At 57.7% G+C, this 25,025-nt stretch carries 25 protein-coding genes; 10 read left to right on the top strand and 15 right to left on the bottom strand.

The features are described from left to right. Window positions 1-45 precede the first annotated feature (45 nt). The 3 genes from ACR0NM_RS18820 to ACR0NM_RS18810 all read right to left on the bottom strand — a co-directional run bounded on the left by ACR0NM_RS18820 (window position 46) and on the right by ACR0NM_RS18810 (window position 2,656). The gene (locus ACR0NM_RS18820; RefSeq protein WP_223117148.1) at window positions 46-1,605 is read right to left on the bottom strand and encodes a DUF427 domain-containing protein; all 1,560 of its coding nucleotides are present in this window, start codon (window positions 1,603-1,605) and stop codon (window positions 46-48) included. Window positions 1,606-1,695: 90 nt separating this feature from the next. Further along, window positions 1,696-2,397 (bottom strand): winged helix-turn-helix domain-containing protein, encoded by a 702-nt coding sequence (locus ACR0NM_RS18815; RefSeq protein WP_170398951.1) that lies wholly within the window; start codon window positions 2,395-2,397, stop codon window positions 1,696-1,698. After that, a complete protein-coding gene (locus tag ACR0NM_RS18810; protein ID WP_170398948.1) occupies window positions 2,369-2,656 on the bottom strand; it encodes a hypothetical protein in 288 nt (95 codons plus the stop codon). The genes ACR0NM_RS18815 and ACR0NM_RS18810 overlap by 29 nt, the downstream gene beginning before the upstream one ends. 175 nt (window positions 2,657-2,831) lie before the next feature. Between ACR0NM_RS18810 and ACR0NM_RS18805 the strand changes: the two genes are divergently transcribed. The 4 genes from ACR0NM_RS18805 to ACR0NM_RS18790 all read left to right on the top strand — a co-directional run bounded on the left by ACR0NM_RS18805 (window position 2,832) and on the right by ACR0NM_RS18790 (window position 6,762). Further along, a complete protein-coding gene (locus tag ACR0NM_RS18805) occupies window positions 2,832-3,311 on the top strand; it encodes a hypothetical protein (RefSeq protein ID WP_223117147.1) in 480 nt (159 codons plus the stop codon). A 109-nt stretch (window positions 3,312-3,420) separates the two neighbouring features. Then, a complete protein-coding gene (locus ACR0NM_RS18800) occupies window positions 3,421-4,038 on the top strand; it encodes a ribonuclease HII (protein WP_170508925.1) in 618 nt (205 codons plus the stop codon). 105 nt (window positions 4,039-4,143) lie between these two features. After that, window positions 4,144-5,247, top strand: a complete 1,104-nt coding sequence (locus tag ACR0NM_RS18795) for a site-specific DNA-methyltransferase (RefSeq protein WP_170406740.1) — start codon at window positions 4,144-4,146, stop codon at window positions 5,245-5,247. Between the two features lie 132 nt (window positions 5,248-5,379). Beyond that, window positions 5,380-6,762, top strand: a complete 1,383-nt coding sequence (locus ACR0NM_RS18790) for an adenylate/guanylate cyclase domain-containing protein (RefSeq protein WP_480616158.1) — start codon at window positions 5,380-5,382, stop codon at window positions 6,760-6,762. A gap of 84 nt (window positions 6,763-6,846) precedes the next feature. Here ACR0NM_RS18790 and ACR0NM_RS18785 read toward each other — a convergent pair whose 3' ends face one another. Both ACR0NM_RS18785 and mutY read right to left on the bottom strand, forming a co-directional pair. Beyond that, window positions 6,847-7,983: an alkane 1-monooxygenase gene (locus ACR0NM_RS18785; RefSeq protein WP_480616156.1), complete on the bottom strand. Its 1,137-nt coding sequence runs from the start codon at window positions 7,981-7,983 to the stop codon at window positions 6,847-6,849. A gap of 59 nt (window positions 7,984-8,042) precedes the next feature. Then, entirely contained in the window at window positions 8,043-9,098 is a 1,056-nt protein-coding gene (gene mutY / locus ACR0NM_RS18780) for an A/G-specific adenine glycosylase (protein WP_480616154.1), read from the bottom strand. 81 nt (window positions 9,099-9,179) lie between these two features. On the opposite strand from mutY, the gene ACR0NM_RS18775 reads away from it, so the two are divergent. Both ACR0NM_RS18775 and ACR0NM_RS18770 read left to right on the top strand, forming a co-directional pair. After that, window positions 9,180-9,686 carry a DUF721 domain-containing protein gene (locus ACR0NM_RS18775; RefSeq protein ID WP_480616152.1) on the top strand — a complete coding sequence of 169 codons (507 nt, stop codon included), beginning with the start codon at window positions 9,180-9,182 and terminating at the stop codon, window positions 9,684-9,686. Window positions 9,687-9,700: 14 nt separating this feature from the next. Next, window positions 9,701-10,366 carry a DsbA family protein gene (locus ACR0NM_RS18770; RefSeq protein WP_170406731.1) on the top strand — a complete coding sequence of 222 codons (666 nt, stop codon included), beginning with the start codon at window positions 9,701-9,703 and terminating at the stop codon, window positions 10,364-10,366. Window positions 10,367-10,404: 38 nt separating this feature from the next. Here ACR0NM_RS18770 and lpxK read toward each other — a convergent pair whose 3' ends face one another. From lpxK to ACR0NM_RS18745, 5 genes are all read right to left on the bottom strand, one after another. Further along, window positions 10,405-11,403 (bottom strand): tetraacyldisaccharide 4'-kinase, encoded by a 999-nt coding sequence (lpxK, locus tag ACR0NM_RS18765; RefSeq protein ID WP_170398923.1) that lies wholly within the window; start codon window positions 11,401-11,403, stop codon window positions 10,405-10,407. Beyond that, window positions 11,390-12,625, bottom strand: coding sequence for a 3-deoxy-D-manno-octulosonic acid transferase (locus ACR0NM_RS18760; protein ID WP_480616150.1), 1,236 nt, complete (start codon window positions 12,623-12,625; stop codon window positions 11,390-11,392). Before ACR0NM_RS18760 ends, lpxK begins: the two co-directional genes overlap by 14 nt. Continuing rightward, entirely contained in the window at window positions 12,622-13,422 is an 801-nt protein-coding gene (locus ACR0NM_RS18755) for a 3'(2'),5'-bisphosphate nucleotidase CysQ (RefSeq protein WP_170425874.1), read from the bottom strand. Before ACR0NM_RS18755 ends, ACR0NM_RS18760 begins: the two co-directional genes overlap by 4 nt. After that, on the bottom strand, window positions 13,409-14,755 hold the full coding sequence (locus tag ACR0NM_RS18750; protein WP_170818408.1) for a TldD/PmbA family protein: 1,347 nt from the start codon (window positions 14,753-14,755) through the stop codon (window positions 13,409-13,411). The genes ACR0NM_RS18755 and ACR0NM_RS18750 overlap by 14 nt, the downstream gene beginning before the upstream one ends. Before the next feature lie 125 nt (window positions 14,756-14,880). After that, the gene (locus ACR0NM_RS18745; RefSeq protein ID WP_170398911.1) at window positions 14,881-16,404 is read right to left on the bottom strand and encodes a DUF2125 domain-containing protein; all 1,524 of its coding nucleotides are present in this window, start codon (window positions 16,402-16,404) and stop codon (window positions 14,881-14,883) included. 132 nt (window positions 16,405-16,536) lie between these two features. Between ACR0NM_RS18745 and ACR0NM_RS18740 the strand changes: the two genes are divergently transcribed. From ACR0NM_RS18740 to ACR0NM_RS18730, 3 genes are read left to right on the top strand one after another with little or no spacing between them, the layout of a single operon-like run. Beyond that, entirely contained in the window at window positions 16,537-17,286 is a 750-nt protein-coding gene (locus ACR0NM_RS18740) for an SDR family oxidoreductase (protein ID WP_170398908.1), read from the top strand. Further along, on the top strand, window positions 17,283-17,891 hold the full coding sequence (locus tag ACR0NM_RS18735; RefSeq protein WP_480585810.1) for an enoyl-CoA hydratase/isomerase family protein: 609 nt from the start codon (window positions 17,283-17,285) through the stop codon (window positions 17,889-17,891). Before ACR0NM_RS18740 ends, ACR0NM_RS18735 begins: the two co-directional genes overlap by 4 nt. Further along, complete coding sequence (locus ACR0NM_RS18730) at window positions 17,888-18,625, top strand: VOC family protein (protein ID WP_480616148.1); 738 nt, start codon at window positions 17,888-17,890, stop codon at window positions 18,623-18,625. The genes ACR0NM_RS18735 and ACR0NM_RS18730 overlap by 4 nt, the downstream gene beginning before the upstream one ends. Here the strand turns inward: ACR0NM_RS18730 and ACR0NM_RS18725 are convergent, their stop codons facing one another. Beyond that, window positions 18,626-18,922 carry an HNH endonuclease gene (locus tag ACR0NM_RS18725; RefSeq protein ID WP_170398899.1) on the bottom strand — a complete coding sequence of 99 codons (297 nt, stop codon included), beginning with the start codon at window positions 18,920-18,922 and terminating at the stop codon, window positions 18,626-18,628. A gap of 44 nt (window positions 18,923-18,966) precedes the next feature. Here ACR0NM_RS18725 and ACR0NM_RS18720 point away from each other — a divergent pair, with 44 nt between their 5' ends. Beyond that, the gene (locus ACR0NM_RS18720) at window positions 18,967-20,145 is read left to right on the top strand and encodes a TIGR03862 family flavoprotein (RefSeq protein WP_480616146.1); all 1,179 of its coding nucleotides are present in this window, start codon (window positions 18,967-18,969) and stop codon (window positions 20,143-20,145) included. A 3-nt stretch (window positions 20,146-20,148) separates the two neighbouring features. Here the strand turns inward: ACR0NM_RS18720 and holA are convergent, their stop codons facing one another. The 4 genes from holA to ACR0NM_RS18700 all read right to left on the bottom strand — a co-directional run bounded on the left by holA (window position 20,149) and on the right by ACR0NM_RS18700 (window position 24,759). Further along, window positions 20,149-21,177, bottom strand: a complete 1,029-nt coding sequence (gene holA, locus ACR0NM_RS18715; RefSeq protein WP_480616144.1) for a DNA polymerase III subunit delta — start codon at window positions 21,175-21,177, stop codon at window positions 20,149-20,151. Continuing rightward, window positions 21,174-21,665, bottom strand: coding sequence for an LPS assembly lipoprotein LptE (gene lptE / locus ACR0NM_RS18710; RefSeq protein WP_170398890.1), 492 nt, complete (start codon window positions 21,663-21,665; stop codon window positions 21,174-21,176). Before lptE ends, holA begins: the two co-directional genes overlap by 4 nt. Then, complete coding sequence (gene leuS / locus ACR0NM_RS18705; protein ID WP_480616142.1) at window positions 21,652-24,204, bottom strand: leucine--tRNA ligase; 2,553 nt, start codon at window positions 24,202-24,204, stop codon at window positions 21,652-21,654. The genes lptE and leuS overlap by 14 nt, the downstream gene beginning before the upstream one ends. A gap of 72 nt (window positions 24,205-24,276) precedes the next feature. Next, window positions 24,277-24,759, bottom strand: coding sequence for a DUF3576 domain-containing protein (locus ACR0NM_RS18700; protein ID WP_170398884.1), 483 nt, complete (start codon window positions 24,757-24,759; stop codon window positions 24,277-24,279). Window positions 24,760-25,025: the final 266 nt, after the last annotated feature.

Below are 25,025 nucleotides of genomic sequence, written 5' to 3'. Positions count from 1 at the left end.
AGTGGCACAATTTGAGGTTCAACTCTTGCGAAGTGAACTGCCAAATCAGGCATCGGCTGAAGTTTGCAGGGCAAATGATTTGATCGGTTGCGAGACGTTGTGCAGCTTGATCGCCCCTAAAGGGATCGCCTGTTTGCAAACAGGTTCGATATCTTGCGAGACAACAATTCTATGTCCGACGGTTTTGCCATATTCGCCCAATCTGGCAGCGACATTGGCGGCCTGACCGATCACGGTAAAGTCCAACCGTTCGCGCGAGCCCACATTGCCATAGGTGACGCGGCCATATGCGACACCAATCGAGCAGTCGAAATCATGATCACTTCCGTCACTGCGCAATTCGCCCAGTTTTTCGACGATCTCAGTTGCCGAAAGCTGCGCGCTGGATCGGGCTTTGGCGGCATCGTCACCCGCCGGGAAGACGGCAAGAACAGCGTCGCCGATGAATTTCAGAACTTCTCCGTCATGGTCGTGCACGATCCCTGAAACTGTCTCAAAAAACGCATTCAGCAGCTCGATATAGTCATCACGCCCCAGTTTTTCTTCCAATGCGGTTGAATTTCGAAGATCGCAAAACATGATCGCCGCATCTATGTCATCGCCATCACCGCGGCGAATCTCGCCCCCCAGAACGCGTGCACCGCTGCGCTTGCCTACGTAGGTTTCCAGCAGAACCTGCGCGTTTTCGCGCTGCATGAAGACCTCGTAGAACCGCGCGATGACGGTAGAGCATTCAAAAACCAGGCCCAGATTCTCAGTCGTGAACCCATCGGGATGATCGCAAGTCAGTGTCAGGACATTCGTTCGCCCATCCGAGAAAGGCAGTGGCATGGCAACGTAATCGGTGGCCCCTTTTGCGCGCAGGTCTTCGATGATCGGAAAGCTGTTATGCGGATTGTCGTTGTTCAGGCGCTGCCGGACACCACCCAACCCGTTTGAAACGTGACGCAGGGGGCTGTTGGTAAAGGCAGGGTGATCATGAATTTCATAGGTCGGAGTGTGGGTCGAAATCTCAGCCGAGTCTTTCTCCCAGATATAGTGTTTGCCTGCGATCAGCGGATGCAGCGACCAGACCAGAATGCTTAGGCGTTGAATAGCGATGCCATGTTCCAGCATTTTCTCAGCCAGCGTTTTTGTAAAGGCATCAGGAGTGTTAATTTCGGACGCACCGCGCATCAGCCAATCGATCAGGGGGCCGCTGATATTGCCATCGTCGGGTTGACGCAGTTGGTTGTCGCCGAGGTCGATCCGCGTCGCGGTATCCGGCATGAATCCAATATGGCCCTGAATGGCCGCGCTTTCAGGGAAGGCGTCTTCATAAGCCCAAATCGAGTTCGTAAGGCGCTCTTCCGGTAGGCTAATGTCGTGATAGGTTGCGGTACCCTTGAAGGGGCAGAACGTCTGCAATTCGGTCTCAGGGCCGAGTTCGACGCACAGGTCTTCGCGCGGAACATAGATCGCGGGAGGTAGCCGCGTTTCGTACATGACTTTGGCGTTGTGGCTTTCGGCCAGGAGTATATCACCACGGTAGATCGCGATCCGTCCCTGCAGCGGCTCAACGGATATCCCATAGCCTTTGACATTCGGTGTGGCATGGACGTTCATCTGCAACCTCCCTTGGCCAAGCCCTTATATCATGGGTCTTGAGGGCGAGAATTCCAAGATGCGCACGTAGATTTTACCGCAATGGCATCCTCAGACCATTTGAATGACGTCTTTCTCAATCGACAGCATATAGCCCTTCTTGGCGATGTTCTTCACCAGCAGCTCACTGACCATCTGATTTCCCAAGGCGTCGCGCAGGCGTTTGATCCGGGTTGCCCCAGCGGCCTCATCGCAATCTGCAGCGTTTCTGCCCGAGATCATCGCTTCGATCTGGGCACCCGACAGGACCTCGTCATCAAGCCGGGATTCAGCCAGAACTGAAAGCGTTTCCATCGCGGCGGGGGTCAACTTAAAATCCATGTTGTTGAGATAAACGGTATTCTCTTCACGGCTGATCAGCAGGGATGTTACCTGGATCCCCGTCCGTTCAATCTGGGCCATGCGGCGGTTCAGTAGAACCAGCATGACCAGAAAAACAAGTGCGGTGATCAGCATGGCGCTGGCAAAGACCAACAGCACGAAGATGACCATTCGATAGCTGGATAGCGTATCGGCAAAGGCGGTGCCCGATTGCGCCAGAATCTCGAGCAGACGGATTTCCGATTGCGAGGTCAGGTCAGCCTCGACAAACAGCCGTTCAACCCGCGCGTTGAAGGCATTTGCGTCCGGTAGCGTCCAGAACAGGAAAACCGCTGCAGTCACCAGGATCGCGACGATTGCCGCAATCCCCAGACCAACCAGCCGAACCCCCGAACGACGCGCCTCAGTAACGGAGATAGTATTTTCCGGCATTGGCCTTCCTTTGATCCAATCCACCCGCCTCGAAAACGGTCATCACGTTCAGCAGGGTCCAGCCGTTTGATTTCAGCCGCTTGGCGACTTCTTTCCGGGCCGAGCCTTTATCGCAGCTTGAGACCTGCATGACGCCATAGTGCAGGCGTAAGGGATTGTCCTGCTTGGCCTTGTAGTCGGCATAGCAATCTGCCGCGATGGCTTGCGACCCAACCGATATCAGGGCCGTCAGAGCCAGAGAAGAGAGGATCTGTTTCATGGGCTGCATCCTGCGCATGGGTTGGGTGGATATTCAATAACCTCAGGGGGTTTGTGGTGCTGATATTGAATAACAGTATGCCGTTATTGCTTGTCTGAACGGGGTGGTCGCAGTGTCAGGTTATCAAATTCGCGGTCGGTAACCGGCCTGCCCATTATCCGAAAGGACACGCATCATGCACCGGAAATTTATCGCTCTGATCATAGCAACCGCCGTCGCCATTACGGGGATCTCAGCGTCGCAGGCACGGGCGGCAGATACCCGAGATATTCTCGGCGGATTGGCTGCGATCGCGCTCATAGGTGCTGCGGTCAACCACTATCATCAGGAGAAAAAGCGCGACGAAGAGGCAGAGCGCCGCAAGCGTCACAAGCAGGCCGCAGCCAAGGCGAAGAAGGCCAAGAAAAAACATGCTGTACGCCCGTTGCCAAAGCGCGTGGCCCGTTATGACCTACCACAGCGTTGCCTGCGCACGTTCAATGCCTATTCGAACAAGCGTCCGCTGCTTGGGCCGAATTGCCTGAAGAAGTACTATAAACATGCCGATAGCCTGCCACACCAATGCAAGGTTGGTTTCTGGAATGGTAAAAAGGTAAAACGGGCATACGAACCCGCCTGCCTGCGCCAGAAAGGATACCGTGTCGTTTACCAGTAACAGGTTTCGAGCAGGAGTGGCGCCATAGAAGCGCCGCGCGGGAGAGGGTGGCGCAAGCTGCCCTCTCTTTTTTCTTGCGAAGCGCTACGAAACGCGATTTGCCAAGGGTATGACGACACCTGATTATGAACTCGAACGCGCTTTGCTGGCACGCGGATATGTCCGAATTGCCGGGGTGGATGAGGTTGGGCGCGGTCCGCTGGCCGGCCCGGTTGTAGCCGCGGCGGTTATTTTGAACCCGGATGACATTCCCGCTGGGTTGAACGATTCAAAAAAACTGACAGCCAAGCGTCGCGGCGGTTTGAATGAGATATTGCGCGACCGGGCAGAGGTCGCGGTGGCCGAAGCCACGGTTGCAGAGATCGATGAGCACAACATCCTGCGCGCCTCGCATCTGGCGATGGTACGCGCGGTAGCTTCGCTGGACCCGGCTCCGGATTTCTTGCTGATTGATGGCAACATGATCCCGCGCGGTATGAAATTGCCCTCGCAGGCGGTGGTGAAGGGCGACGCACGTTCGGTGTCGATTTCGGCAGCGTCGATCATTGCAAAAATCTGGCGTGATCAGCTGATGGTGGATTTGGCGCAACAGCATCCCGGCTATGGGTGGGAGGCGAATGCCGGATATCCGACAAAACAGCACCGCGAGGCGTTGCAAAATCTTGGCGTGACCCCACACCATAGACGTTCGTTCAAACCGGTCCACAATATCTTGTATCAAGAGTAAATCGTAAGTCGCTGATTCAAAAAAGAAATTGACGGCGAATCATCTTTGACTCATCCTTGTCTCAACCAAATGAGCGCAAAAGCGCCGTGGAACTGAGGCAGTGATATGACCACAATCAAGACAAAGGGCGCAGCCGCGCTCCCTTTAAACACGATTCTATCCGGTGACTGCATCGAGGCGATGAACAGTCTGCCCGAGGCGTCGATTGACCTGATTTTTGCGGACCCCCCGTATAATTTACAGTTGAAAGGTCAATTGCACCGGCCCGATAATTCTCAGGTCGATGCGGTCGATGATCACTGGGATCAGTTCAGCAGCTTTGGGGCTTATGACCAGTTCACGCGGGAATGGTTGAAGGCTGCGCATCGTCTGCTGAAGCCCAATGGTGCGATCTGGGTGATTGGGTCTTATCACAATATTTTCCGCGTGGGTTCCGCCCTGCAGGATGCGGGCTATTGGATTTTGAACGACGTTGTGTGGCGCAAGTCGAACCCGATGCCGAACTTCCGTGGCAAGCGGTTTACCAATGCGCATGAAACAATGATCTGGGCGTCCAAGCGCGAAGGGGCCAAGTACACGTTTAACTACGAAGCACTGAAAGCGCTGAACGAAGGCGTGCAGATGCGCAGCGATTGGGTACTGCCGATCTGCACCGGGCATGAACGGCTCAAGGACGAAAACGGCGACAAGGCGCATCCGACACAGAAACCGGAATCACTGCTGCATCGTGTCCTGATTGGCTCGACCAATCCCGGTGACGTGGTGCTGGATCCGTTCTTTGGCACGGGCACCACAGGTGCTGTAGCGAAAATGCTGGGGCGTGAGTTCATTGGGATCGAGCGCGAAGAAAGTTATCGCAAGGTGGCTGAAAAGCGTATCTCAAAGGTCCGTAAGTTTGACCGCGAAGCGTTGGAAGTCAGCGCTAGCAAGCGCGCTGAGCCGCGCGTGCCCTTCGGCCAATTGGTCGAACGCGGCATGCTGCGCCCGGGTGAGGAACTGTATTCGATGAACCAACGCCATAAAGCCAAGGTCCGCGCCGACGGGACTCTGGTAGGGCAGAACGTCAAAGGTTCAATCCATCAGGTTGGCGCGCATCTGGAAAATGCACCGTCTTGTAACGGCTGGACCTATTGGTGCTTCAAACGCGATGGCAAAACCGTGCCCATCGACGTGTTGCGTCAGCAGATCAGGGCCGAATTGCATAACTGAATACCGCCGGTGCCTGTGGCCTGACACAAGGCACTACGCCTTGCCCCGCCGTTACCGGCGGGGTCTTTTGTTTTTGCCTGTGAGATGATTGCATAGGGCAGCCCCTGACAGCCCTTGTGGGAGATAAAGGCAATGACCGAGACCACCGCCAGTCAATCCCGCCTCAGCCGGTTCTTTGTTACGCAACCGGACAACTTCGATCTGGACAACAAATATACCGAGGCAGCACTGGAACGACACAAGCGAGAGGGGCTTGAACTGGCTGTTCGTGCACGGTGGATCGCGATGGCGTTGACCGGGCTGTTGCTGATCTATCTGAATCCCCAGTGGGAGGTCCTATGGTACCATTTCATCCTGCTTCTGATCTGCGCCAATGGTTGGCTGATCCAACGCGCGGGTCGTGTGGGGCAATCCCGGACCGAGTTGCTTTTGATCTTTGTCGATCTGCTGATCATGACGCTGGGGATGATTGTGCCAAACCCGTTCAGCGACGATGTGCGACCACTGGCGATGCAGTATCGGTTCGACAATTTTCAATATTTCTTCATTATCCTGGCAGCAGGGACGCTTGCCTATTCTTGGCGCACTGTCATTGCGATCGGTTCGTGGACGGCGATGATGTGGACGGCTGGATGGGTGATCGCTTGGTGGGTCGCCACCCCGATCCCCGGGATTAGCGAGCGTGTGGCCGAGGCTTTGTCAGGCTACCCGGATGTGGCCGAGTTCATGGATCCCAACAGTTTCATGCCAACCCTACGCATCCAGCAGGTGATCGTTTTTGTCATGGTCGCAGTGACGCTTGGGGTGTCGATGCGCCGCCTCAATCGCTTGCTGATGTCCAATGCTGGGCTTGAACGTGAACGCGCGAATCTGTCTCGATACTTTTCGCCGAATGTGGTGGATGAGCTGAGCCAGAACGACGAACCTCTGAAGCAGGTCCGCAAAGAGGATATCGCGGTTCTATTTATCGACATCGTTGGCTTCACCAAGTTCTCGGCTGGCCGTGATCCATATGAGGTTATTGAAGTTTTGCGTGGTTTCCACGCCCGAATGGAGACCGAGGTGTTTCGCCATCACGGAACACTCGACAAATACTTGGGCGATGGGCTGATGGCCACGTTTGGAACCCCCGTACCCGGAGAGCTGGATGCAAGCAATGCGCTGGCATGCGCGCGGTCCATGGTCGAGATGATCGACCGTTGGAATTTGGAGCGCAAGCGCGCGGGTGAGCCAGAGATTCGGATCGGGGTCGGGGTTCATTATGGCTCGGTCGTACTGGGGGATATCGGTGCAAACCGGCTGGAATTTGCAGTGATCGGCGATGTGGTGAATGTTGCTGCGAAGCTAGAGGCCCTGACGCGCGATTTTCAAGCGCGCATCATTGTCAGCGATGCATTGCGGTCTCAGGCTCTAAGCGAGACGCCAAATGCGCAAGACATGATGACCGGGTTTGCAAAGCACTCGGACCAGCCTGTTCGCGGTGTTACAGCCCCGATGGATGTCTGGGTGCTGTAGCAACCAGGGCTCCCGCCTGTCAGCACCGGATCAAAGATGTGATCCTTCCCGTTGGGCCGGGCAGCGCGCTGGTGCGCGCTGCAGTCAGGTGCGAGGGGCAGGGTTGTGCGCTTTGTTGTAAGGCTTCCAGTTGGTGATTTCGGGATAGTATTGACGCCGCCAAGCGCGGACCCTCGGATTCATGATACGCCGCCACAAGGGCGGGATCATCGCGGCAAGGGTCATGACCGGATATCCATGAGGCAGTTGCGGCGCTGCGTCCTGCGTATGGTGTTGCAGCAATGGAAAGCGCCGGTTTGGCTTGTAGTGGTGGTCCGAGTGGCGTTGCAAGTTTATCAACAACCAATTCGAGGCCTTTTGTGACGCGTTCCAGGAATGGCGCGGGTGCACATGCTCATATTTGCCATCGCCCAGATATTTGCGCGTCAGCCCGTAGTGCTCGACATAGTTAACAAGTTCAAGCTGCCAGATCGCGGTGCCGGCCTGTACCAAAAACAGGCCTAGCCCTGCCCATCCGCCGATCAGAAATGCTAGCAGCAGCATGGCTCCTTGAAGGCTCCAATAGCGCCAGAACGGGTTTGCCGGGTCGGTCCACGGGCGGTCTTTGCGGGCCAGTTTTTCCCGCTCAGCCCGGAAAGCTGAAATCAGGCTTTGGCGCAGAACGCGCGGATAGAACCGGTGGAAACCTTCGTTGTAGCGAGCGGTTACCGGATCACGCGGGGTTCCGACGTAGCGGTGGTGAACCAGCAGGTGCTCGGACCGGAAATGGGAATAAAGGACCATCGACAACAGTAAATCGCCCAGCCAGCGTTCCAGTTTGCCTTTCTGATGCATCAGCTCGTGGCTGTAGTTGATCCCGATCGTTCCGGAAAGGACGCCCATGCCGAAGAACACGCCGATTTTTTCGACCGAGCTCATATTTACGGCTCGGGTAGTGTACCAGATCAGCCCATAGAGCGTGAGGAATTGCACCGGCGCCCAGGCTTTGGTCAGCCAGATATAACATTGCAGCCCCGCATCTGGCGTATCCGGGTCGGCGTTTTCAAGGTTTAGGCCGGTCAGCCGGTCTAGCACCGCAAAGACCCACCATGTCGAAAGCGGTACCAGCAGGACCCACCATCCGCCTGCCGTAGTGGTCATCCAGATCAGTGGGATCAGGAGGTATGAGACCCAAAAGGGAAGGGCGGATTGCCATCGGGACAGGGTGTCAGATGCGATCATGTTGAGGCTCCGAAACGTTGGCGGCACCGTAGACCGCGCACTGGGCTTTGCCCAGCGGTCTATTGGCCGCGCCAGAGGTCAAAAGCCTTGCGCATAACCGTGGGCAGGTCGCTGGGCCTGAATTGGTGTTTGTCCATGACAGTCAGACCGTTCGGATCGCAACCGTCTGGCAATTCGGTTGTCCAAATACGCAGGATCAGGTGAAAATGGGTGAAGGTGTGTCTCACTTCACCGGGGATTTCGTACCATCGCGCCGGGAACGGAGGGCTTTCCAGCGGTGTTTCGGACCAATCCGAGCCAGGCCAGCCCAACATTCCGCCCAGCAAACCCTTATCGGGGCGGCGTTCCAACAGCAGGGCACCATCTCCGCGTTGGGCGATGTAGATGTGGCCCAGCCGGGTGGGTTTGGGCTTCTTGGGCGTTTTTTGCGGCAGTTCCACCTGCGTCCTCGCCTTCCGCGCCAGACAGGCCGCATGCAGGGGGCAAATACCGCAAGTCGGAGATTTTGGAGTACAGATCGTTGCACCCAAATCCATGACAGCCTGCGCGTAATCTCCGGGCCGGTGCTGCGGGGTCAATGCCGCGGCTTTTTTCTTTAACAGGGGTTTTGAGGCGGGCAGGGGTTCGTGAATATCATAGAGCCTTGCCATGACCCGTTCGACATTGCCGTCCAGGACAGTTTCGGGTCGATCAAATGCGATGGCTGCTATGGCCGCCGCCGTATAGGGGCCAATGCCCGGCAGTTCCAGTAGTGCATCGTAATTGTCGGGAAACTGCCCGTTATGCGCGGACGCAACCACCCGCGCGCATTTCAGAAGGTTGCGGGCGCGGGCGTAATAGCCCAGGCCAGCCCATTCCCCCATGACTTGATCATCTTGTGCGTTGGCAAGCGCTTCGACGGTTGGCCAGCGCGTGGTGAATCGAATGAAATAGTCGCGAACGGCGGCAACGGTCGTTTGTTGCAGCATCACTTCGGATAACCAGACGCGGTAGGGGGCTGGCGCTACGCCTGCGGCACGCGCTGCCGGGCCAATACGCCAAGGCATTTCACGTGCGTGGCGGTCGTACCAATCCAGCAGCGTATTGCTCAGGTCAGATTCGGTGCAGTCACGCAAGTTTTATGTAACTCTCTGTCGGGTTTCACTGGCGTCCGGGTATCAGCCTATTACAATAGCGGCGCAGGAGTTGGAAACCAGATGCAACGCAGACGTTCCTCGACCCGCGGGTTCAAGCGCACCGCCACTTTGCTGAACGACCGGATCAGGCAGGCCGGGGAAAGCCGGGGATTTGCCGTCTCGCGCCTTTTGACCCATTGGGCCGAGATTGTGGGCCAGGACATCGCGTCGATCGCCCGGCCGGTGAATGTGGGATACGCCAAGGGTGGCTTTGGCGCGACACTGACGGTGCTGACCACCGGGCCGCAGGCGCCAATGCTGGAGATGCAGAAAGAACAGCTGCGCGACAAAGTGAATGCGGTCTATGGTTACAACGCGATCAATCGGGTGCGTATCACCCAGACCGCGCCTACCGGATTTGCTGAGGGGCAGGCGAGTTTCGATCACAAACCGAAACAGACGAAATCGGTTGTTTCACCAGAAATCGCAGCTGAGGCCGACAATGTGTCGCGCGCGGTTGATGATGAAGATTTGCGCGCGGCCCTTGAACGTTTGGGCCGCAACGTTTTATCCAGACAGAAACGCTAAGAAAGGGCTGATGAATGAGCCGGATTGCAACCGTAATATGTGCGGCTGTCGCCGTGGCCGCTGGCGGCTATTGGCTGACAACGTCGAGTAACACGATCCCTTCGAACCCGCTTGTTGGTGCTGCTGAGGCGCAAGAGGCGGATTTGGACACCTCGACCATCGTCGAGATGGTGCAGGGGGCCGAAGACGCGCCAGTCGAGATCATCGAATATGCATCGTACACCTGCCCGCACTGCGCGAATTTCCATCAGGGCGCGTACAAGCAGCTCAAGAAGGACTTCATCGACACCGGAAAGGTAAAGTTCACTTACCGCGAGGTGTATTTCGACCGCTATGGCCTGTGGGCATCAATGGTCGCGCGCTGTGCAGGACCTGACAAGTTCTTTGGCATCACCGACCTGCTGTATGAAGGCCAGTCGGAATGGACCCGTGCCGGAGGTCCTGCCGAAATCGTTGATGAACTGCGCAAGATCGGGCGTCTCGCTGGCATAGACAATGATCAGCTTGAGGCTTGCCTGCAGGACGGTACCCGCGCGCAGACACTGGTGGCCTGGTATCAGGAAAATGCCGAACGCGATGGAATTCAGGCGACGCCTACTTTCGTCGTGAATGGGAAGAAGGTTGAAAATCAGCCTTATGACGACTTCAAGACGCTGATCGAAGCCGAGCTTGGCAGCTAAATCCTGAATGGTCAGCCTGTTTTGGGCTGGCCATCTGCCTAAGGTGAAGGCGCGGCCTTCGCCAACAACTCTTTGACTTTGTCATCCTGATTGATTTGCAACCGAACCGGTAGGGTCAGAACTTTGCTGCGGAATGTGGCGGGCAGGCGCACGGCGTCTTTCTCGGTTGTCACCAGTTGCGCGCCCAGTGCTTTGGCCTCGTTCTCAAGCCGCGTCATCAGCGCTGAAGTCAGTGGTTGGTGATCATCCAGTGCCTCGGCCCGCAGCAGTTTAGCGCCTTGCTGTCGCAGAGTTCCAAAGAACTTGTCCGGATAGCCTATGCCCGCAAAGGCCAGAACGGGTGTATTGTTCCAGTCCATTCCGGTTTGGAGCGGACACACCTCGCCGGTGGCGTGTGGGACCGTCAGGGCAGGTTCCCATCTTTCTGAAAATGTTGACTGCGCTGCGGCGTCCCCAAGCGACAACACGAGATCGGCACGTTTCAATCCAACGGCCACAGGCTCTCGCAGTGGACCAGCAGGAAGGCAAAGGCCATTGCCAAATCCGCGCTGCGCATCCACCACGATGATGGAAAAATCCTTGGCAACTGCGGGGTTCTGAAAACCGTCGTCCAGCACGATCGCGGTTGCCCCTGCCGCTGCGGCTGCCTGCGCGCCCGCTGCACGATCTTTGGCGACCCAGACCTCGGCAAACGCGGCGAGCAACAGGGGTTCGTCCCCGACCTGAGCCGCTGTGTGTTTGCGCGGGTCGACCTGCACCGGGCCTTCCAGCGAGCCACCATGGCCTTTGGTCACGACATGAGGTTGATGCCAGGTATCCCTCAAATATTCCAAAACCCAGATCACCGTCGGTGTCTTCCCTGTGCCACCGGCATTCAGGTTGCCAACGCAGATAACCGGTACGCCCGGCGAGATGCCTTGCCCGCTCGCCACGCGACGGGCGGTTGCAGCGGCATAGAGGCGACCAAGTGGCGCCAACAGCCTGGCGCGCAAATCCAACCGATCAGGGGCTGAGTTCCAGAAGTCAGGTGCCCGCATCGTCACGCCCTCGCCGGTCCAGTGTATCCTGTACCATATCGATCAGTTGGTCCGCCTGTGGAGCCCCTTCGGTGACAATCCGCCATCCGGCCAATGCCATGTCTGCTGTGCGGTCAGGTGCCAACAATTCGACAACGCCATCGCCCAACTCTGTTGCGGTTCGTATCTTCAACGCGGCTTTTGCCTGCCCCAATCTCTCATAGAGACTGCGATGCTTGCTGACATGAGGCCCATGGATTACCGCAGATCCCAAGGCGACTGCGGTCAGAGGGTCGTGCCCCCGCGCCCCGCGTTCCAGTGAACTTCCCATGAAGGTAACTGCGGATACACGATGCCAAAGGCCCAGATCCTCGGGCTCGGCCGTTAGAATCACTTGTGTGGTGTCTTCGATTGGATGGCCTTCATCCCAGTTGGCGCATCGAAGGTCCATCGCTTCGAGGCGTTTAAACAAGGGCGCTGACTCGGACATATCCGCCACATGCAGGACCAAAGCCAGACGTGGCAGCATCCGCAAGGCCTGACGATGGGCCGTCAGAACCGAGATGAATTCCTTGTCCTGAACCCATGCGGCCAGCCAAACCGGGCGTCCGGCCATTGTGTGAGTGGTCTCGATCAATTCATCTTCGGGCCAGGGCTCTGGGTTGGGGCTGATATGAAGTGGTGGCGCGACAGAGATTTTTGCCGAGTTCACTCCCAGGCGTCGGATTTGGCGTGCGCTGTCATCATTGGGCGCAAGTATCGCTGTAAAGCAATCCAGCGTGTATCGCGTGATATCAGGTAACCAACGTCCACCCCTTGCGGATTTTACGTCGACCACAGCCTCAAGCAAAATTAGCGGAATGCCCCGCTCCTGTGCGCGTGTTATCACATTGGGCATCAGCCCACCGCCAAACCACAGCCCCATATCAGGGCGCCAGTGATCCAAGAACGTGCGCGCCGCGCCGGTATGTTCGGCGGGCAGCATTGTGATCGGGGTATCGCAATCTTCCCAGTCCTTCAGATCAACATCGGGTGGGGCGGTCAGCAACAGCGAAAGTCCCGGTCGCACAGACAGCAGCCGACGGCAAATATTGTCGACGGCCCGCAACCGATCGGGTGTACTGACATGGACCCACAGAAGTTCACCTTCCGGGCGCGCAATCTCGGGGTGGCCCGTGCTTTGCGGGACGCCCCAGGACAGGACCCGATAGGCCGCAAGGCTCAGAGATCGCGGCTTGCTCATGCCGGAATTCCGGCCCCATTCGGGTCAAGCCGGGCCTGAAGGCCCGAATGCACCGCTGAACCTGCCGCCACCACGCCGTTCAGGCGCGGATGGGTATTGTTGAAGCGCAGAGGTTGCCCCAAACGATCGGTACAGAGCCCGCCTGCCTCGCGCAGGATCAGATCTCCGGCGGCGATATCCCATTCCCAACTGGGTCGCAACGTCAGCATCCCGTCAAACCGTCCCTGCGCAACCAGCGCCATCCGATAGGCCAGAGACGGGCGGTATACACGGCGAAAGTCAGGTGCAGCACCGGATTGCCAGTGGCGCGGATCTAGATTGGGTTTTGCCGCCAAAATCTCGGCTTCGGGCAGGTGCGCTTGCCCTGACACTTGGATGGCAGTGCCATTCAACGTTGCACCTTGCCCTTTTGCAGCCGCATACAGCAGATCACGTAAGGGAAGGTAGATGACGGCTGCCGTGACCTCACCGTTCTCGGTTACGGCCAGCGAATGGGCCCATGTGCGCGACCCCTCGGCAAAACTGCGGGTGCCGTCGATGGGATCGATGACGAAGACCCGATCACGGGCCAGACGATCGGGTGAATCCTCGGTTTCTTCGCTCAGCCAGCCATAATCCGGGCGGGCCGCCTGCAGATCACGTTCTAGCATCGCGTTGACGGCCAGATCGGCCTCGGTCACCGGGCCTGCGCCTTCGGGTTTATCCCAGCGCTGGGCATCAGGACCCGAATAGCGCGTGGCGATCTTTCCGGCCTCAAGCGCAGCGTCGATCAGTAGGGGCAGGTCAGTTGCCGGCAAGTGTCATCCCTTCGATCAACAGCGAGGGTACAACGCGCGATAGGTAAGGCCGCGCATCGTTTGCCGGAATGATTCGCATAAGCATGTCACGAAGATTGCCAGCGATGGTACACTCGTTGACGGGATGGGTGATCTCGCCGTTCTCAACCCAAAATCCCGAAGCGCCGCGTGAATAGTCGCCGGTATTCGGATTGATGGTCGATCCGATCATCGAAGTGACCAAAAGCCCGGTACCCATGTCGCGCAACAACTCTGCGCGGGTCTTCTCGCCTTGCGTCAGGCTCAGGTTCCAGTTGCTAGGCGACGGCGGCCCGGACACGCCGCGCGCTGCGTTGCCGGTCGAGGTCATTCCCAATTTGCGGGCGCTGGACAGGTCTAACGTCCAACCGGTCAGAACGCCATCTTCAACGATCGCCCTGCGCCGTGTTGCCAGCCCTTCGGCATCGAACGGGCGCGAGCCTGAAATGCGCGGGCGATGCGGGTCTTCAATCAAAGACAAATGTGCCGGTAGAACCTGTTGCCCAAGGCTTTCCTTCAGCCACGAGGCCCCGCGGGCTATCGCCGCGCCATTGCTGGCGGCCAGCAGATGGCCGATCAGGGATGATGAAATCCGTTCGTCGAACACCACCGGAAAACTGCCGGTCTGGGGCTTGCGTGCTCCCACGATCTGAACCGCACGTTCACCAGCCGTGCGACCAATCTCGGCGGGGCTGCGCAGGTCAGACTGAAAAGTCCGGCTGTCACCGTCATAGTCACGCTCCATTCCCGTCCCTTCGCCGGAAATGGCGACGCATGAGGTTGAACGGCTGCTGCGCATGTAGCCATCCGAAAAGCCGTTTGTTGCGGCAAGATGGACCCGGTGGGTACCATAGGCGGCCGCAGCGTCGGACACCTGTGAGACTCCCGCAACGTCCAGCGCTGCTGCCTCTGCCGCCAGCGCATCCTGCATCAGAGCTTCAGCGCTGGGTTCAGGGGCTGGGTCAAACAGCTCCAGCGCGTCGATATTACAGTCGGCGACCAATTGGTCAGGCGCGGCCAAGCCGGTGAACGGATCTTCGGGCGCTTCCCGTGCCATGGCCACGGCGCGCTCGGCCATCGCGGTAAGCGTATCGGGGCGACTATCCGAACTGGATACGATTGCCTGCTGTTTGCCAAGGAAGACCCGCAGCCCTAGATCGGTCGCTTCCGAGCGTTCGGCATGTTCCAATGCACCACTACGTACTTCCACAGAAACGGATGAGCCATCAATTACTATGGCATCCGCTGCCTCGGCACCTGCCTTGCGGGCTGCATTCAGCAGCTCTTCACTGATTGTTTGAGGTGTTCGCGTCATGAGGCCTCCGGTCTTGTTGTTCTGGACCTAGCCTCGGATAGCCTGTCCCGCAAGGCCTGCAGCCCACTGGCTTTATGTGCCTCGGGCGGGAAAGGCCAGCGCCGCGGCCTTTCCCGATTTGTTTGTCACTTGATACGCTGACCGTTGGCCAGAATCTGTCCATCCTCGGTAAACTCGATTTTCGAGTTCAACGTGTCCGGTTCTTCGCCCGGAACAGCCATCAGACCCATCATCATACGCGCGCCCAGCGCGTCGTTTTCCGACACAAAGCCCATGCCGATCAGCTTGTCCAGCAGAGCGTTGGCCCCAACAAGTTTCAAGTTGGCAACACCCGACGGGGCAGGCAGGCCATCAAACTCTTCCGTGTTAGAGTTGTCGAACGCAAAGTCGCCATCACCGCTCAATTGGGCTCCGACCAATGATACGAGAAGCTTGTTGATCTTCAGCGAATGCAGTTCGCCCGGAACGATATCAGATGTCTCAAGCTCTTCGACGGCTTCCGGGTCCATGAAATCGACCAAAACTTTGGCGGTGCCGGTTGCATCCAGCGCGATGGTCGCCGGATCGCGCGGCAGCGCACTAGCAGGGTCGAACATGCTCCACAACACGTCGGACATGGTGAAATCCGTCAGGTTCATGCCAAATCCAAATGGCTGGATTTCTTCCGAGGCCTGCACCGGAAGCTCGAATTTCAGCCCTGCATTTGCCATCGCGATTTCGATTGGAAAAGGCAGATCCGACGTAGTGACGGCTAGTTTGGTGCTGTTCTGCGCAAGATCGTAGACAAGGCGCTGTGCATCGATGCTGCCGGTAAAGCTGCCTCCTTCGGAACTGCTGCTGAGCGAGAATGGCTCACCCTCGGCAGTGCCTGCCATTTCGGTGCTGCCCGAGGCGTATGTGAATGTACCTGAAGCGGCGAACCCGGCCTTGTAGATGTCTTCAATGTTGGCGACATCCATACCGGGTGGAATGATTGTATCGCCATCAAATTTCAAACCATCTAATTTACCGCTGATCCGGCCCGTGTCTTCACTTTCGGGCTCGTTGAAGGCCACATCATAGGACAGGCTGCTGGCCGTGAACTGCTGCGCGATATCGCGCATCTCGCCGATCTGCATCTGCGATGTGCCTGCGATTTCGTTCATCTGAACGTTCAAGGCAAACATGTCGCTGGATACGGTTTCGCCATCAAACTCCATCGAGTCCATCGACAGAGTCAGGCTGTTCGCCGTATAGTCATATGTCATGTTTTCGGGGGTACCCGAAACGACCATTTCCAAGGCGTCGTGAGCGTACATCAGATCAGCCGAAAATGTCTCGCCCTCGGCTTCACCCGAAATTGTCATCGGGAAGCTGGCAGGAAAGCCGATATTGACTGTACCGTCGCCATTTTCGGTCAACGTCATCTCGGGGATGACCATGTCGAAGGTGCCTTCGGTGTCCGGAATGGCCATGGCCATCGTCATGTTCGCGATGGTGGTGACGTTGCCGGAAACGCTCTGATCGCCAGTGACGTCATAGCCCATGCCGCCCAGATATGCCTGCCAATCGGCCCAGACATCATTGGCGGTAACATCTGCAAACGCGCCGTTGGTTGCAACAGCATAGGCCAAAGCTGCACCGCAGCTACGGCGAAGGAAAACAGTCATAAGAGAACCCTTCTTGATCAATTTGCCGGCATGGTCGTGCCTGTAGCGGCCAGCGTCAAGGGGGAAGGGGTGGACCAATTCCCCATTTGCAGGGTACGAGTTAAGACAATTTCAAATGCAGGGATTTAAACGATGCATATGCAAGGGAAAACAGTACTGATCACAGGGGCAAGCCGAGGCATCGGAGCGGAAGCCGGGCGCGTTTTTGCCGCAGCTGGGGCCAATGTGGCCTTGGTCGCACGCAGCCGCGATCAGATTGACGCTCTGGCTGCGGCATTGGGTGAAAATGCCATGGCGCTGGCCTGCGACGTCAGCGATTTTTCCCAGGTCGAACAGACAGTTGCCGATTGCATCGACCGGTTCGGCAAGCTGGATGTGCTAATCGGGAACGCGGGCGTCATTGATCCGATCTTTCATCTTTCGAATGCCGACACCCGGGCCTGGAGCCAAGCAATCGACATCAACTTGAAGGGTGTCTTTTACGGAATGCGTGCCGTCCTGCCCATCATGCGGGCAGCAGGCGGCGGGACCGTTCTGACAGTCTCGTCCGGTGCCGCGTCGAACCCGGTCGAAGCCTGGAGCCACTATTGCGCATCAAAAGCTGGGGCCAAGATGCTGACCGAATGCCTGCATCTGGAAGAGGCGCATCATGGTATTCGCGCAATGGGCCTGTCCCCGGGAACTGTGGCCACAGATATGCAGCGGGTGATCAAGGCCAGCGGAATCAATCCAGTGAGTCAGCTGGATTGGGACGATCACATCCCCGCAGACTGGCCCGCGCGGGCGTTGATGTGGATGTGCTCGGCAGATGCGGATGAGTTCTTGGGGACCGAAATATCGCTTCGCAACGAAGACATCCGAAAAAGGGTCGGGCTGACGTGATCGAACTGACACAGGATGATGGGTTGTGGACCGTCAAGTTGAACAATCCGGACAAGGCCAATGCGCTGACCTCAGCGATGCTAAGCGAATTGGTTCGCATCGCAGAGGCGGCGACCGAGGCACGTGCATTGATCCTGACGGGGGCGGGCCGGGTCTTCAGTGCGGGCGCCGATCTTGAAGAAGCGCGGGCGGGCCTTGCGACCTCCGATCTTTGGGAGAGGTTGTCGGGTGCCATTGCCGCCTTGCCCTGTCTGACGGTGGCCGCACTCAACGGCACTTTGGCCGGTGGAGCCAACGGTATGGTGCTGGCCTGTGACCTGCGTATCGCAGTGCCCTCGGCCAAGTTCTTTTACCCGGTCATGAAGCTGGGATTCTTGCCGCAGCCCTCGGATCCCAAGCGGATGGCAGAGTTGATCGGTCCGGCCAGAACCCGACTCATACTGATGGCGGGACAGAAGATTTCTGCAGAAGAAGCTTATAGCTTTGGGCTGGTTGATCGGGTGGTTGAGCCCGAACATTTGATACCAACTGCACAAGAACTTGTAGCCGACAGCCTGTCCGCAGATCCGTCGGTTGCTGCGGGCATAGCCGGATTGTGCCCATGAGGTTGGCCGCGCTCCGATTGCGGGTGGCGGACCCGGATGCTTTGGCGGCGTTTTATCGTGATGCGCTTGGCATGTCTGTCAGGGTTGAAGGCGCCAATCGTCGTCTTGGATATTCCGGTCAGGATGCCGATCTGTTGCTGATGCCGGGCGGCGGGGGCTACCGCCATGATCCGGGGCAGCGGTATTGGAAGATCGGGATCACGTTGCCGGATGTTGATCTTGCCGCAGAACACCTGCGCCAGAAGGGTATCCCGGTCAGCGCGCCGCGGCAGTTTCTGGATATCGGCTATATGTGCCATCTGAATGACCCCGAAGGGTTTGCCATTGAACTGCTGCAGCAGGATTTCGAGGGCAACCGACCGGTTGATGCTACAAGCCCGGACGCCCCCTTCGCGAAGGCCTGTATCGGCCAGATCACTTTGCGAACCGGCGATATTGCAACCGAAGATGCGTTTTGCCGATCCATGGGACTGTCTTTGCTGTCTCTGCAGGATGTCGAACCTCATGGGTTCGATCTGCATTTTTATGCGTTCACCACAGAGGAGCCTCCCAACCCCGATCTTTGGGCGGTTGAGAATCGCGAATGGCTGTGGAAGCGCCCATATACCACGTTGGAATACCAGCATATTCCGAACGCTCGGTTTGCTCCGGTGCCGGATTATCTTGGGATCGAGGTTGAAGGGCTGACCGACCCGAAAAAGGATATGTTCGGTGATCCCTGGCTTCCTGCCTGATCATCGCCCGCGTCGTTTGCCCGGCACTTTTGAGCGAAACCCCGGCGGGCGTTTGCGCACCCACATCAGAAACTTCTCAAGCCTCGGATGTTTGCGCAGTGCATCGACAGTGTGAAAGTCACGCGCCAGTTCGGCCTCGGTCAGTGTCGCGTGGATCTCTTTGTGGCATATCTGATGCAATAAAACGGTGGGCCCGCCCTTGCCTCCCTTAAGCTTTGGGATCAGATGGTGCAGGCTTCCACCACCTTCGGGGATCGGACGGTTGCAGAGCGGGCAGATCGGATCGGAATTTGCCATGACCTAACTTCGCGCTGATGCGTGTACAGGGCAAGAGGGACACAATGGCGCAAACCATGGTCATCGGGGCAGGGCCAGCGGGGCTAATGGCCGCCGAACAGCTTGCCGCCGCCGGGCACGAGGTTGTAGTGGCCGAAGCCAAGCCGTCTGTCGCGCGTAAATTCCTGATGGCGGGGAAGTCCGGCCTGAACCTGACCAAGGATGAGCCTTTTGACATGCTTATGGGCGCATACGGGGATGCAAAGGATTGGTTGCATCCGATGATACAAGCGTTTGACGCACAGGCGGTGAAGGCTTGGGCCGGTGATCTTGGGCAAGAGATGTTCACGGGCTCTACCGGGCGGGTGTTTCCGAAAGTCATGAAGGCCTCACCATTGCTGCGGGCCTGGCTGGCCAGATTGGATCAGGCCGGTGTTCAGATCAGGACACGCTGGTGCTGGCAGGGATGGCAAGGTGGCGCGTTGGCTTTTGAGACGCCAGATGGCATGCAGTTTTGCTCGCCCGGCGCGACGGTTTTGGCATTGGGGGGTGCCAGCTGGGCGCGGTTGGGTTCGGATGGGGCTTGGGCCCAATGGCTTGCAGACAGCGGAGTTGATCTAACACCGTTTGCACCGGCTAACGCCGCTCTGTCAGTCGATTGGAGCCCCTATATGCAGCCACATTTTGGCGCGGCGCTCAAGTCGGTGCGGTGGATGGCGGGCGATCTGGATAGCCGTGGTGAGGCCACTATTTCCGCAAAAGGCCTGGAAGGTGGCGGTATGTATGCCCTGACCCCTGCGCTGCGGACGGGGGCGCCGCTGTTTGTTGATCTGGTCCCGGATGTGACGGCTGAAGGGATGCAGGCGCGATTGGACGCGAAGAAATCAAAGGCAACGCTTTCGCATTGGTTGAAGAATGGTCTGCGTCTGTCTCCGCAAAAGATCGCTTTGTTCCACGAAATGACTAAGGGCCGCGCATTGAAGCAAACGCAATGGATCGGTGCGCTGAAAAACCTGCCCATCAGGTATGCTGGGTTACGCCCGATGGATGAGGCGATCTCAACCGCTGGCGGGGTAGCATCGGGTGCCGTGGACAGCGGTTTGATGCTGACTGCATGTCCGGGCGTTTTTTGCGCGGGCGAGATGCTGGATTGGGAAGCCCCGACCGGTGGTTATCTTCTGACCGCCTGTCTGGCGACGGGACGTTGGGCCGGTCAGTCGGCGGCAACGTGGTTGGCGCGCTAGGCCTTAACCCGATCGGGCCAGCATCGCCAGTCGGATCATTGCACGCTCTACCAGTGCCATCGCAGGTGCGGTTTGACCTGCCGAGCGCAAGGATAGGTCCGTATCTGTAAGGACGGTTAAAGCGGTCTGCAGCTTGGGCGCCCCCCATCCCTGAGCTTGCCTCAGGATCCGGTCACGTCGTTTGCCATAGACCGGAGGGCGCAGCTTGCCGATTCCCTGCGCCGCGCCTTCAGGGTCGGATGCGCAGGCATAGAGCGTTCGGAAATGCCGCGTCGCCCCAATACACAAGGTGACCCCGTTGGTGCCCTGCGCCTGCAGGCGTCGGATAAGGGGGCCGATTTCCTGTGCCCGGCCTTCGGCAACGACGTTCAATACATCATCCAGCGCCGCCTCGGTCGACCGCGGCGCACAGGCTTCAATATCTTCAATCGTCAGTTCACCGGCGTCACCGCGTTTGTAAAGCGACAGTTTCTCAACTGTTTGAGTGAAATCACCAGGGCTGAGCGCCATTGCAAGTTCGCTAAGCGCCGACATCGAATCGCGCGGAATATTCTTCAATCCGGCTTGCGCCAGAATGCGCTCCACCTCGGCGCGCGAGGGCGGGTCATCGTAGATGCCAACAGCGTATGCGGCAGGGTTCGCTTCGAATGCTTTGCGGATTTTCGAGCTGGGTTTGAGCTGCCCGGCCGTCACGATGATCTGTGCATCGCCTTGATCCCAGTCTTCAAGGGCTGTGAGAATCGCAGGCGCTGCGACATCGGTGGCGTCTTCAACAAACACCGCGCGGGGGCCGGGGAAAAATCCGACAGCCTTGACCGCGTCCAGCAACAGGGCCGGATCGCTGCGTAGATCGCTTCCGGGAATGCGGGTCAGGCGCATTTCCTCTTCAGCGCCGGATCCCAACAAAGCCGCCAGAACTTGCTGACGCTTTAGAGCAACGCGCATCGCGTCCGCCCCGTAGATCAACAGCCCGGCTTTGTCCGCGTCCGGCTTGGCAAAATACCCATCAGCCTCGCGCGGGCTCAGCTTCATGTGGACAGGCCCGGCGTGGCGTAAAGGCGATTTACGATCTGATCGGCCAGAATCACCATCAAGCGCTCGGTCGCGTCGCGTTCATCTGCCAGTGTAGACACGGTCGAGCCTGCAGCAGAATAACCGACAAATTCGGTAACGTTGCCCGAGGCGATGATTTGCCCGGTCGCATTGGATTTCAGCGCGTAAGTCGCATTCCCGTCGATCGTATAGCGATTAGTTTCATTCGCTGTGGTAATCGAGGCCCTGCGGGTGACCGTCGATACGCCGACATCCAGCTTGTATTCGTTGCCCGAGGTCGCGCTTCGACCTAATTTACGTTCCAGATTCTGGACAAGCAGAAAGCTTTCGACCGTATTTGGTGCGGACACCTCGACCTTGCCATCCAAGGCCGAGCCTGATCCTCCGGGCGCATAAACCGGCTCGAACCCGCAAGCGGCGAGCGCCAGCGGCATCAATAACAGGGTTCTACGATCAAACGACGACATTAACGATCCGGCCCGGAACAACGATCACTTTCTTCGGTGCAGCGCCATCCAGCGCCTTTTGCACAGCTTCGGTGCTGAGGGCGATTTTTTCAACCTCTGCTTTATCCAGATCTTTGGCTACGCTGATTTCGGCCCGACGCTTGCCGTTGATCTGAATCGGCAGGGTTATGGTGTCATCGATCAGCATGGTCTCATCCGCGATGGGCCAAGGCGCGGTTGCAACCAGGCCTTCGCCGCCCAGCATCTGCCAAAGTTCTTCGGACAAGTGTGGCGTCATCGGCGACATCAGCTGCGCTAGTGTCTTGGCTGCCTCGCGCTTGACTGCAGAGCCCGCTTTGGATTTGGCAAGCGTGTTAGTGAATGCATAAAGCTTTGCGATAGATGCGTTAAAGCCAAAGGATTCGACCCCGCCCGATACGTCATGAATGGCTTTGTGCATCTCACGTAGCAGCGTTTCGTCATCTGCTGTGGCCGGCAAGTCCGATTCTGCGATTTCTGCGGCGATGCGGTGCACGCGGCTGAGATGTTTGAACGCGGCTTCGGCGCCCGACGCGGTCCATTCCACGTCGCGCTCAGGTGGGGAGTCGGACAGAACAAACCAGCGCGCAGTATCCGCACCAAAGGCCGAGATGATGCTGACCGGATCGACGACGTTCTTTTTCGACTTGGACATTTTGGCTGAGGGGATGATTTCAACCACGGTGCCGTCGGTCAGTTTGCCGTCGGTCACGTCCTCGGGCAGGTGATAGACCGGGCGACCGTTGGCGTCGCGTGTCTGATAAATTTCATGAGTCACCATGCCTTGAGTAAACAGCGCGTTGAACGGCTCAATCGCTTTCTTCGGCAAATGACCAGTGATGTTCATCGCCCGCGCGAAGAAGCGCGAATAGAGCAGGTGCAGAATCGCATGCTCGATCCCACCGATATATTGGTCGACATTCATCCAATACTCGGCTTCGGCAAGATCGGTGGGTGTTTCAGCGCGCGGGGCGGTGAAACGGGCGAAGTACCACGACGAATCGACAAATGTGTCCATCGTGTCAGTTTCCCGCTTGGCTGGAGCGCCGCAGGAAGGGCAAGGGGTGTCGCGCCAGCTGGGGTGGCGGTCCAGCGGGTTGCCGGGGATCGAAAAATCTATGGGTTTGCCGTTGCCATCATCATAAGGCAGCTCGATCGGCAGATTATCTTTCTTCTCGGAGACCGTGCCGCATTGATCACAATGCACAACAGGAATCGGGCAGCCCCAATAGCGCTGGCGGCTGAGCCCCCAATCGCGCAGGCGGTATTTGGTAACACCTTCACCCCAACCGGCCTTTTCGGCGAAATCAACGGTGGCATTGATGGCCTCGTCACCCGTTGCCTCGGTGAGACCCGCAAAATGATTCACCCAGCGGACTTTCTCGGTTTTCGGTGGAACAAACGCGATCTTGTCGACCGGAGTGTCATCATCCAGTGCAAAGAATGTGTCGACCACAGGCAGGCCGTATTTGCGACAGAAATCGAGGTCACGTTGATCATGAGCTGGGCAGGCAAAAATGGCGCCGGTGCCATAGTCCATCAGGATAAAGTTGGCGATCCAGACCGGCAGCTCCCAGCTGGGGTCGAGTGGATGTTTTACACGTATGCCGGTGTCATAACCCAGCTTTTCGGCGGTTTCGATCGCCTCTTCGGTGGTGCCGCCCTTGCGGCATTCGGCAACGAATTCAGCGACTTTCGGGTTTTCTGCCTCAAGCTGCTTGGCAATCGGATGATCGGGCGAGATGCCAACAAACGACGCGCCCATCAGCGTATCGGGCCGTGTCGTGTAGACGGTGATCGGCTCACCTCCATCGGTGCGTTCGAACCCGAATTGCAGGCCACGGGACTTGCCGATCCAGTTCTCTTGCATCAGGCGTACCTTGGCGGGCCAGTTATCCAGCGTATCCAGCGCGTCGAGCAGTTCCTCGGAATAATTGGAAATCTTGAAAAACCACTGAGTCAACTCGCGACGCTCAACCAAGGCGCCTGAACGCCAGCCACGGCCGTTTTCTACCTGTTCATTGGCCAAAACAGTCATATCGACTGGGTCCCAGTTCACCACGGCGTTCTTGCGATAGACCAGACCGGCCTCGAGCATATCCAGGAACAAAGCCTGCTGCTGGCCGTAGTATTCCGGATCACAGGTGGCGAATTCACGAGACCAGTCGATCGACAGGCCCAGCGGCTTCATCTGTCCGCGCATGTCGGCGATATTGCCGTAGGTCCAATCTTTGGGGTGGCCACCACTGGCCATTGCGGCGTTTTCCGCAGGCATCCCGAACGCGTCCCAGCCCATCGGGTGCAGCACGTTATGACCGGTTGCGAGCTTGTGGCGGGCGATCACGTCACCCATCGTATAGTTGCGTACATGCCCCATGTGGATACGGCCAGACGGGTAGGGGAACATCTCAAGCACATAGTATTTCGGCTTGTCCGCCTTGTGATTGGCGGTGAAGATTCCGGCCTTGTCCCAGGCCTCCTGCCATTTTGCTTCGATTTCGTTGGCCGAGTAGCGCGACATCATGCGGTCCTTCGTGAATGAAAACGCCGGGTAGGAACCCGGCGTGGTAATAGTGTGATTTTTGTCGGGTTTCTAGAACTTGTTGTCCGCAATGCGTAGCTGACGCGCGCGAGACAGGATCGCATCTTCGACGGCGCGCGACGTTGCAGCGCTGACCGGAGAACCGCCACTGGTCTGAAGAGCTACGGACAAGGAACGCGCTTCCAGGGCAGGATCACTGATGTGAACTGTCGCGCGATAGGAACGCCCGCCGCCGGGCGGTGTGCCATAACCCGTTACGATCACTCCGGTAAACGGATCGACCTCTTGGATCGGCAAGAAATTCAGTACATCCAGCGATGCGGCCCACAGATAGCGATTTACCTGAGTGACCTGCTCTGAGGTGTTCGGGCCGAATACGTCCCAGATCGTCGAACGATTCGGGTCATTCAGTTCGCGTTCCTCTGTCGAGCTGCCATCAGCGGTCAACACACTTGCATCGCCAGGCGGTGGCCCTCCGCAGGCTGATAAGGCAGCCGTTACCATGATCAAACCTGGAATCGTAATACGGCGCATCGTTGGAAGGTCCCGTGTCACTTGTTTTGCTCTGTCGAGTGATACTCCTAGACAAGGACCCGTACAGCAACAACCCTATTCTTTTATGATCGACTCGCGTGAACCGCACGATCCGTTGAATTCGACTGTGGCATCCTTGCACCAATTTGGGCCGAATGACGTCTTTGCGTTTATGCCAAGCTTGCGCAACGGGGGCAAAAAAAGCGAAACGGTGTCCGTGCTGAGACGCGTGCTTTGCATGTGTCGAGTAGAAAATCTTTGAAACC

Source organism: Ruegeria sp. AF2 (assembly GCF_056542025.1).
Note: the sequence above shows the minus strand (reverse complement) of the source record. Positions and strands in the feature narration are given on the sequence as shown.

What these genes read in the sequence shown, in the direction of transcription:
- holA (WP_480616144.1), bottom strand. Translation starts at nt 21,177, where the DNA reads ATGAAGCTGAGCCCGCGCGAGGCTGATGGGTATTTTGCCAAGCCGGAC.
- ACR0NM_RS18795 (WP_170406740.1), top strand. Translation starts at nt 4,144, where the DNA reads ATGACCACAATCAAGACAAAGGGCGCAGCCGCGCTCCCTTTAAACACG.
- ACR0NM_RS18815 (WP_170398951.1), bottom strand. Translation starts at nt 2,397, where the DNA reads ATGCCGGAAAATACTATCTCCGTTACTGAGGCGCGTCGTTCGGGGGTT.
- lptE (WP_170398890.1), bottom strand. Translation starts at nt 21,665, where the DNA reads ATGTCGTCGTTTGATCGTAGAACCCTGTTATTGATGCCGCTGGCGCTC.
- ACR0NM_RS18750 (WP_170818408.1), bottom strand. Translation starts at nt 14,755, where the DNA reads ATGACGCGAACACCTCAAACAATCAGTGAAGAGCTGCTGAATGCAGCC.
- ACR0NM_RS18820 (WP_223117148.1), bottom strand. Translation starts at nt 1,605, where the DNA reads ATGAACGTCCATGCCACACCGAATGTCAAAGGCTATGGGATATCCGTT.
- ACR0NM_RS18745 (WP_170398911.1), bottom strand. Translation starts at nt 16,404, where the DNA reads ATGACTGTTTTCCTTCGCCGTAGCTGCGGTGCAGCTTTGGCCTATGCT.
- ACR0NM_RS18775 (WP_480616152.1), top strand. Translation starts at nt 9,180, where the DNA reads ATGCAACGCAGACGTTCCTCGACCCGCGGGTTCAAGCGCACCGCCACT.
- ACR0NM_RS18700 (WP_170398884.1), bottom strand. Translation starts at nt 24,759, where the DNA reads ATGCGCCGTATTACGATTCCAGGTTTGATCATGGTAACGGCTGCCTTA.
- ACR0NM_RS18805 (WP_223117147.1), top strand. Translation starts at nt 2,832, where the DNA reads ATGCACCGGAAATTTATCGCTCTGATCATAGCAACCGCCGTCGCCATT.
- ACR0NM_RS18725 (WP_170398899.1), bottom strand. Translation starts at nt 18,922, where the DNA reads ATGGCAAATTCCGATCCGATCTGCCCGCTCTGCAACCGTCCGATCCCC.
- lpxK (WP_170398923.1), bottom strand. Translation starts at nt 11,403, where the DNA reads ATGCGGGCACCTGACTTCTGGAACTCAGCCCCTGATCGGTTGGATTTG.
- ACR0NM_RS18730 (WP_480616148.1), top strand. Translation starts at nt 17,888, where the DNA reads ATGAGGTTGGCCGCGCTCCGATTGCGGGTGGCGGACCCGGATGCTTTG.
- ACR0NM_RS18800 (WP_170508925.1), top strand. Translation starts at nt 3,421, where the DNA reads ATGACGACACCTGATTATGAACTCGAACGCGCTTTGCTGGCACGCGGA.
- ACR0NM_RS18810 (WP_170398948.1), bottom strand. Translation starts at nt 2,656, where the DNA reads ATGAAACAGATCCTCTCTTCTCTGGCTCTGACGGCCCTGATATCGGTT.
- ACR0NM_RS18785 (WP_480616156.1), bottom strand. Translation starts at nt 7,983, where the DNA reads ATGATCGCATCTGACACCCTGTCCCGATGGCAATCCGCCCTTCCCTTT.
- ACR0NM_RS18740 (WP_170398908.1), top strand. Translation starts at nt 16,537, where the DNA reads ATGCATATGCAAGGGAAAACAGTACTGATCACAGGGGCAAGCCGAGGC.
- ACR0NM_RS18720 (WP_480616146.1), top strand. Translation starts at nt 18,967, where the DNA reads ATGGCGCAAACCATGGTCATCGGGGCAGGGCCAGCGGGGCTAATGGCC.
- leuS (WP_480616142.1), bottom strand. Translation starts at nt 24,204, where the DNA reads ATGTCGCGCTACTCGGCCAACGAAATCGAAGCAAAATGGCAGGAGGCC.
- ACR0NM_RS18790 (WP_480616158.1), top strand. Translation starts at nt 5,380, where the DNA reads ATGACCGAGACCACCGCCAGTCAATCCCGCCTCAGCCGGTTCTTTGTT.
- ACR0NM_RS18760 (WP_480616150.1), bottom strand. Translation starts at nt 12,625, where the DNA reads ATGAGCAAGCCGCGATCTCTGAGCCTTGCGGCCTATCGGGTCCTGTCC.
- ACR0NM_RS18770 (WP_170406731.1), top strand. Translation starts at nt 9,701, where the DNA reads ATGAGCCGGATTGCAACCGTAATATGTGCGGCTGTCGCCGTGGCCGCT.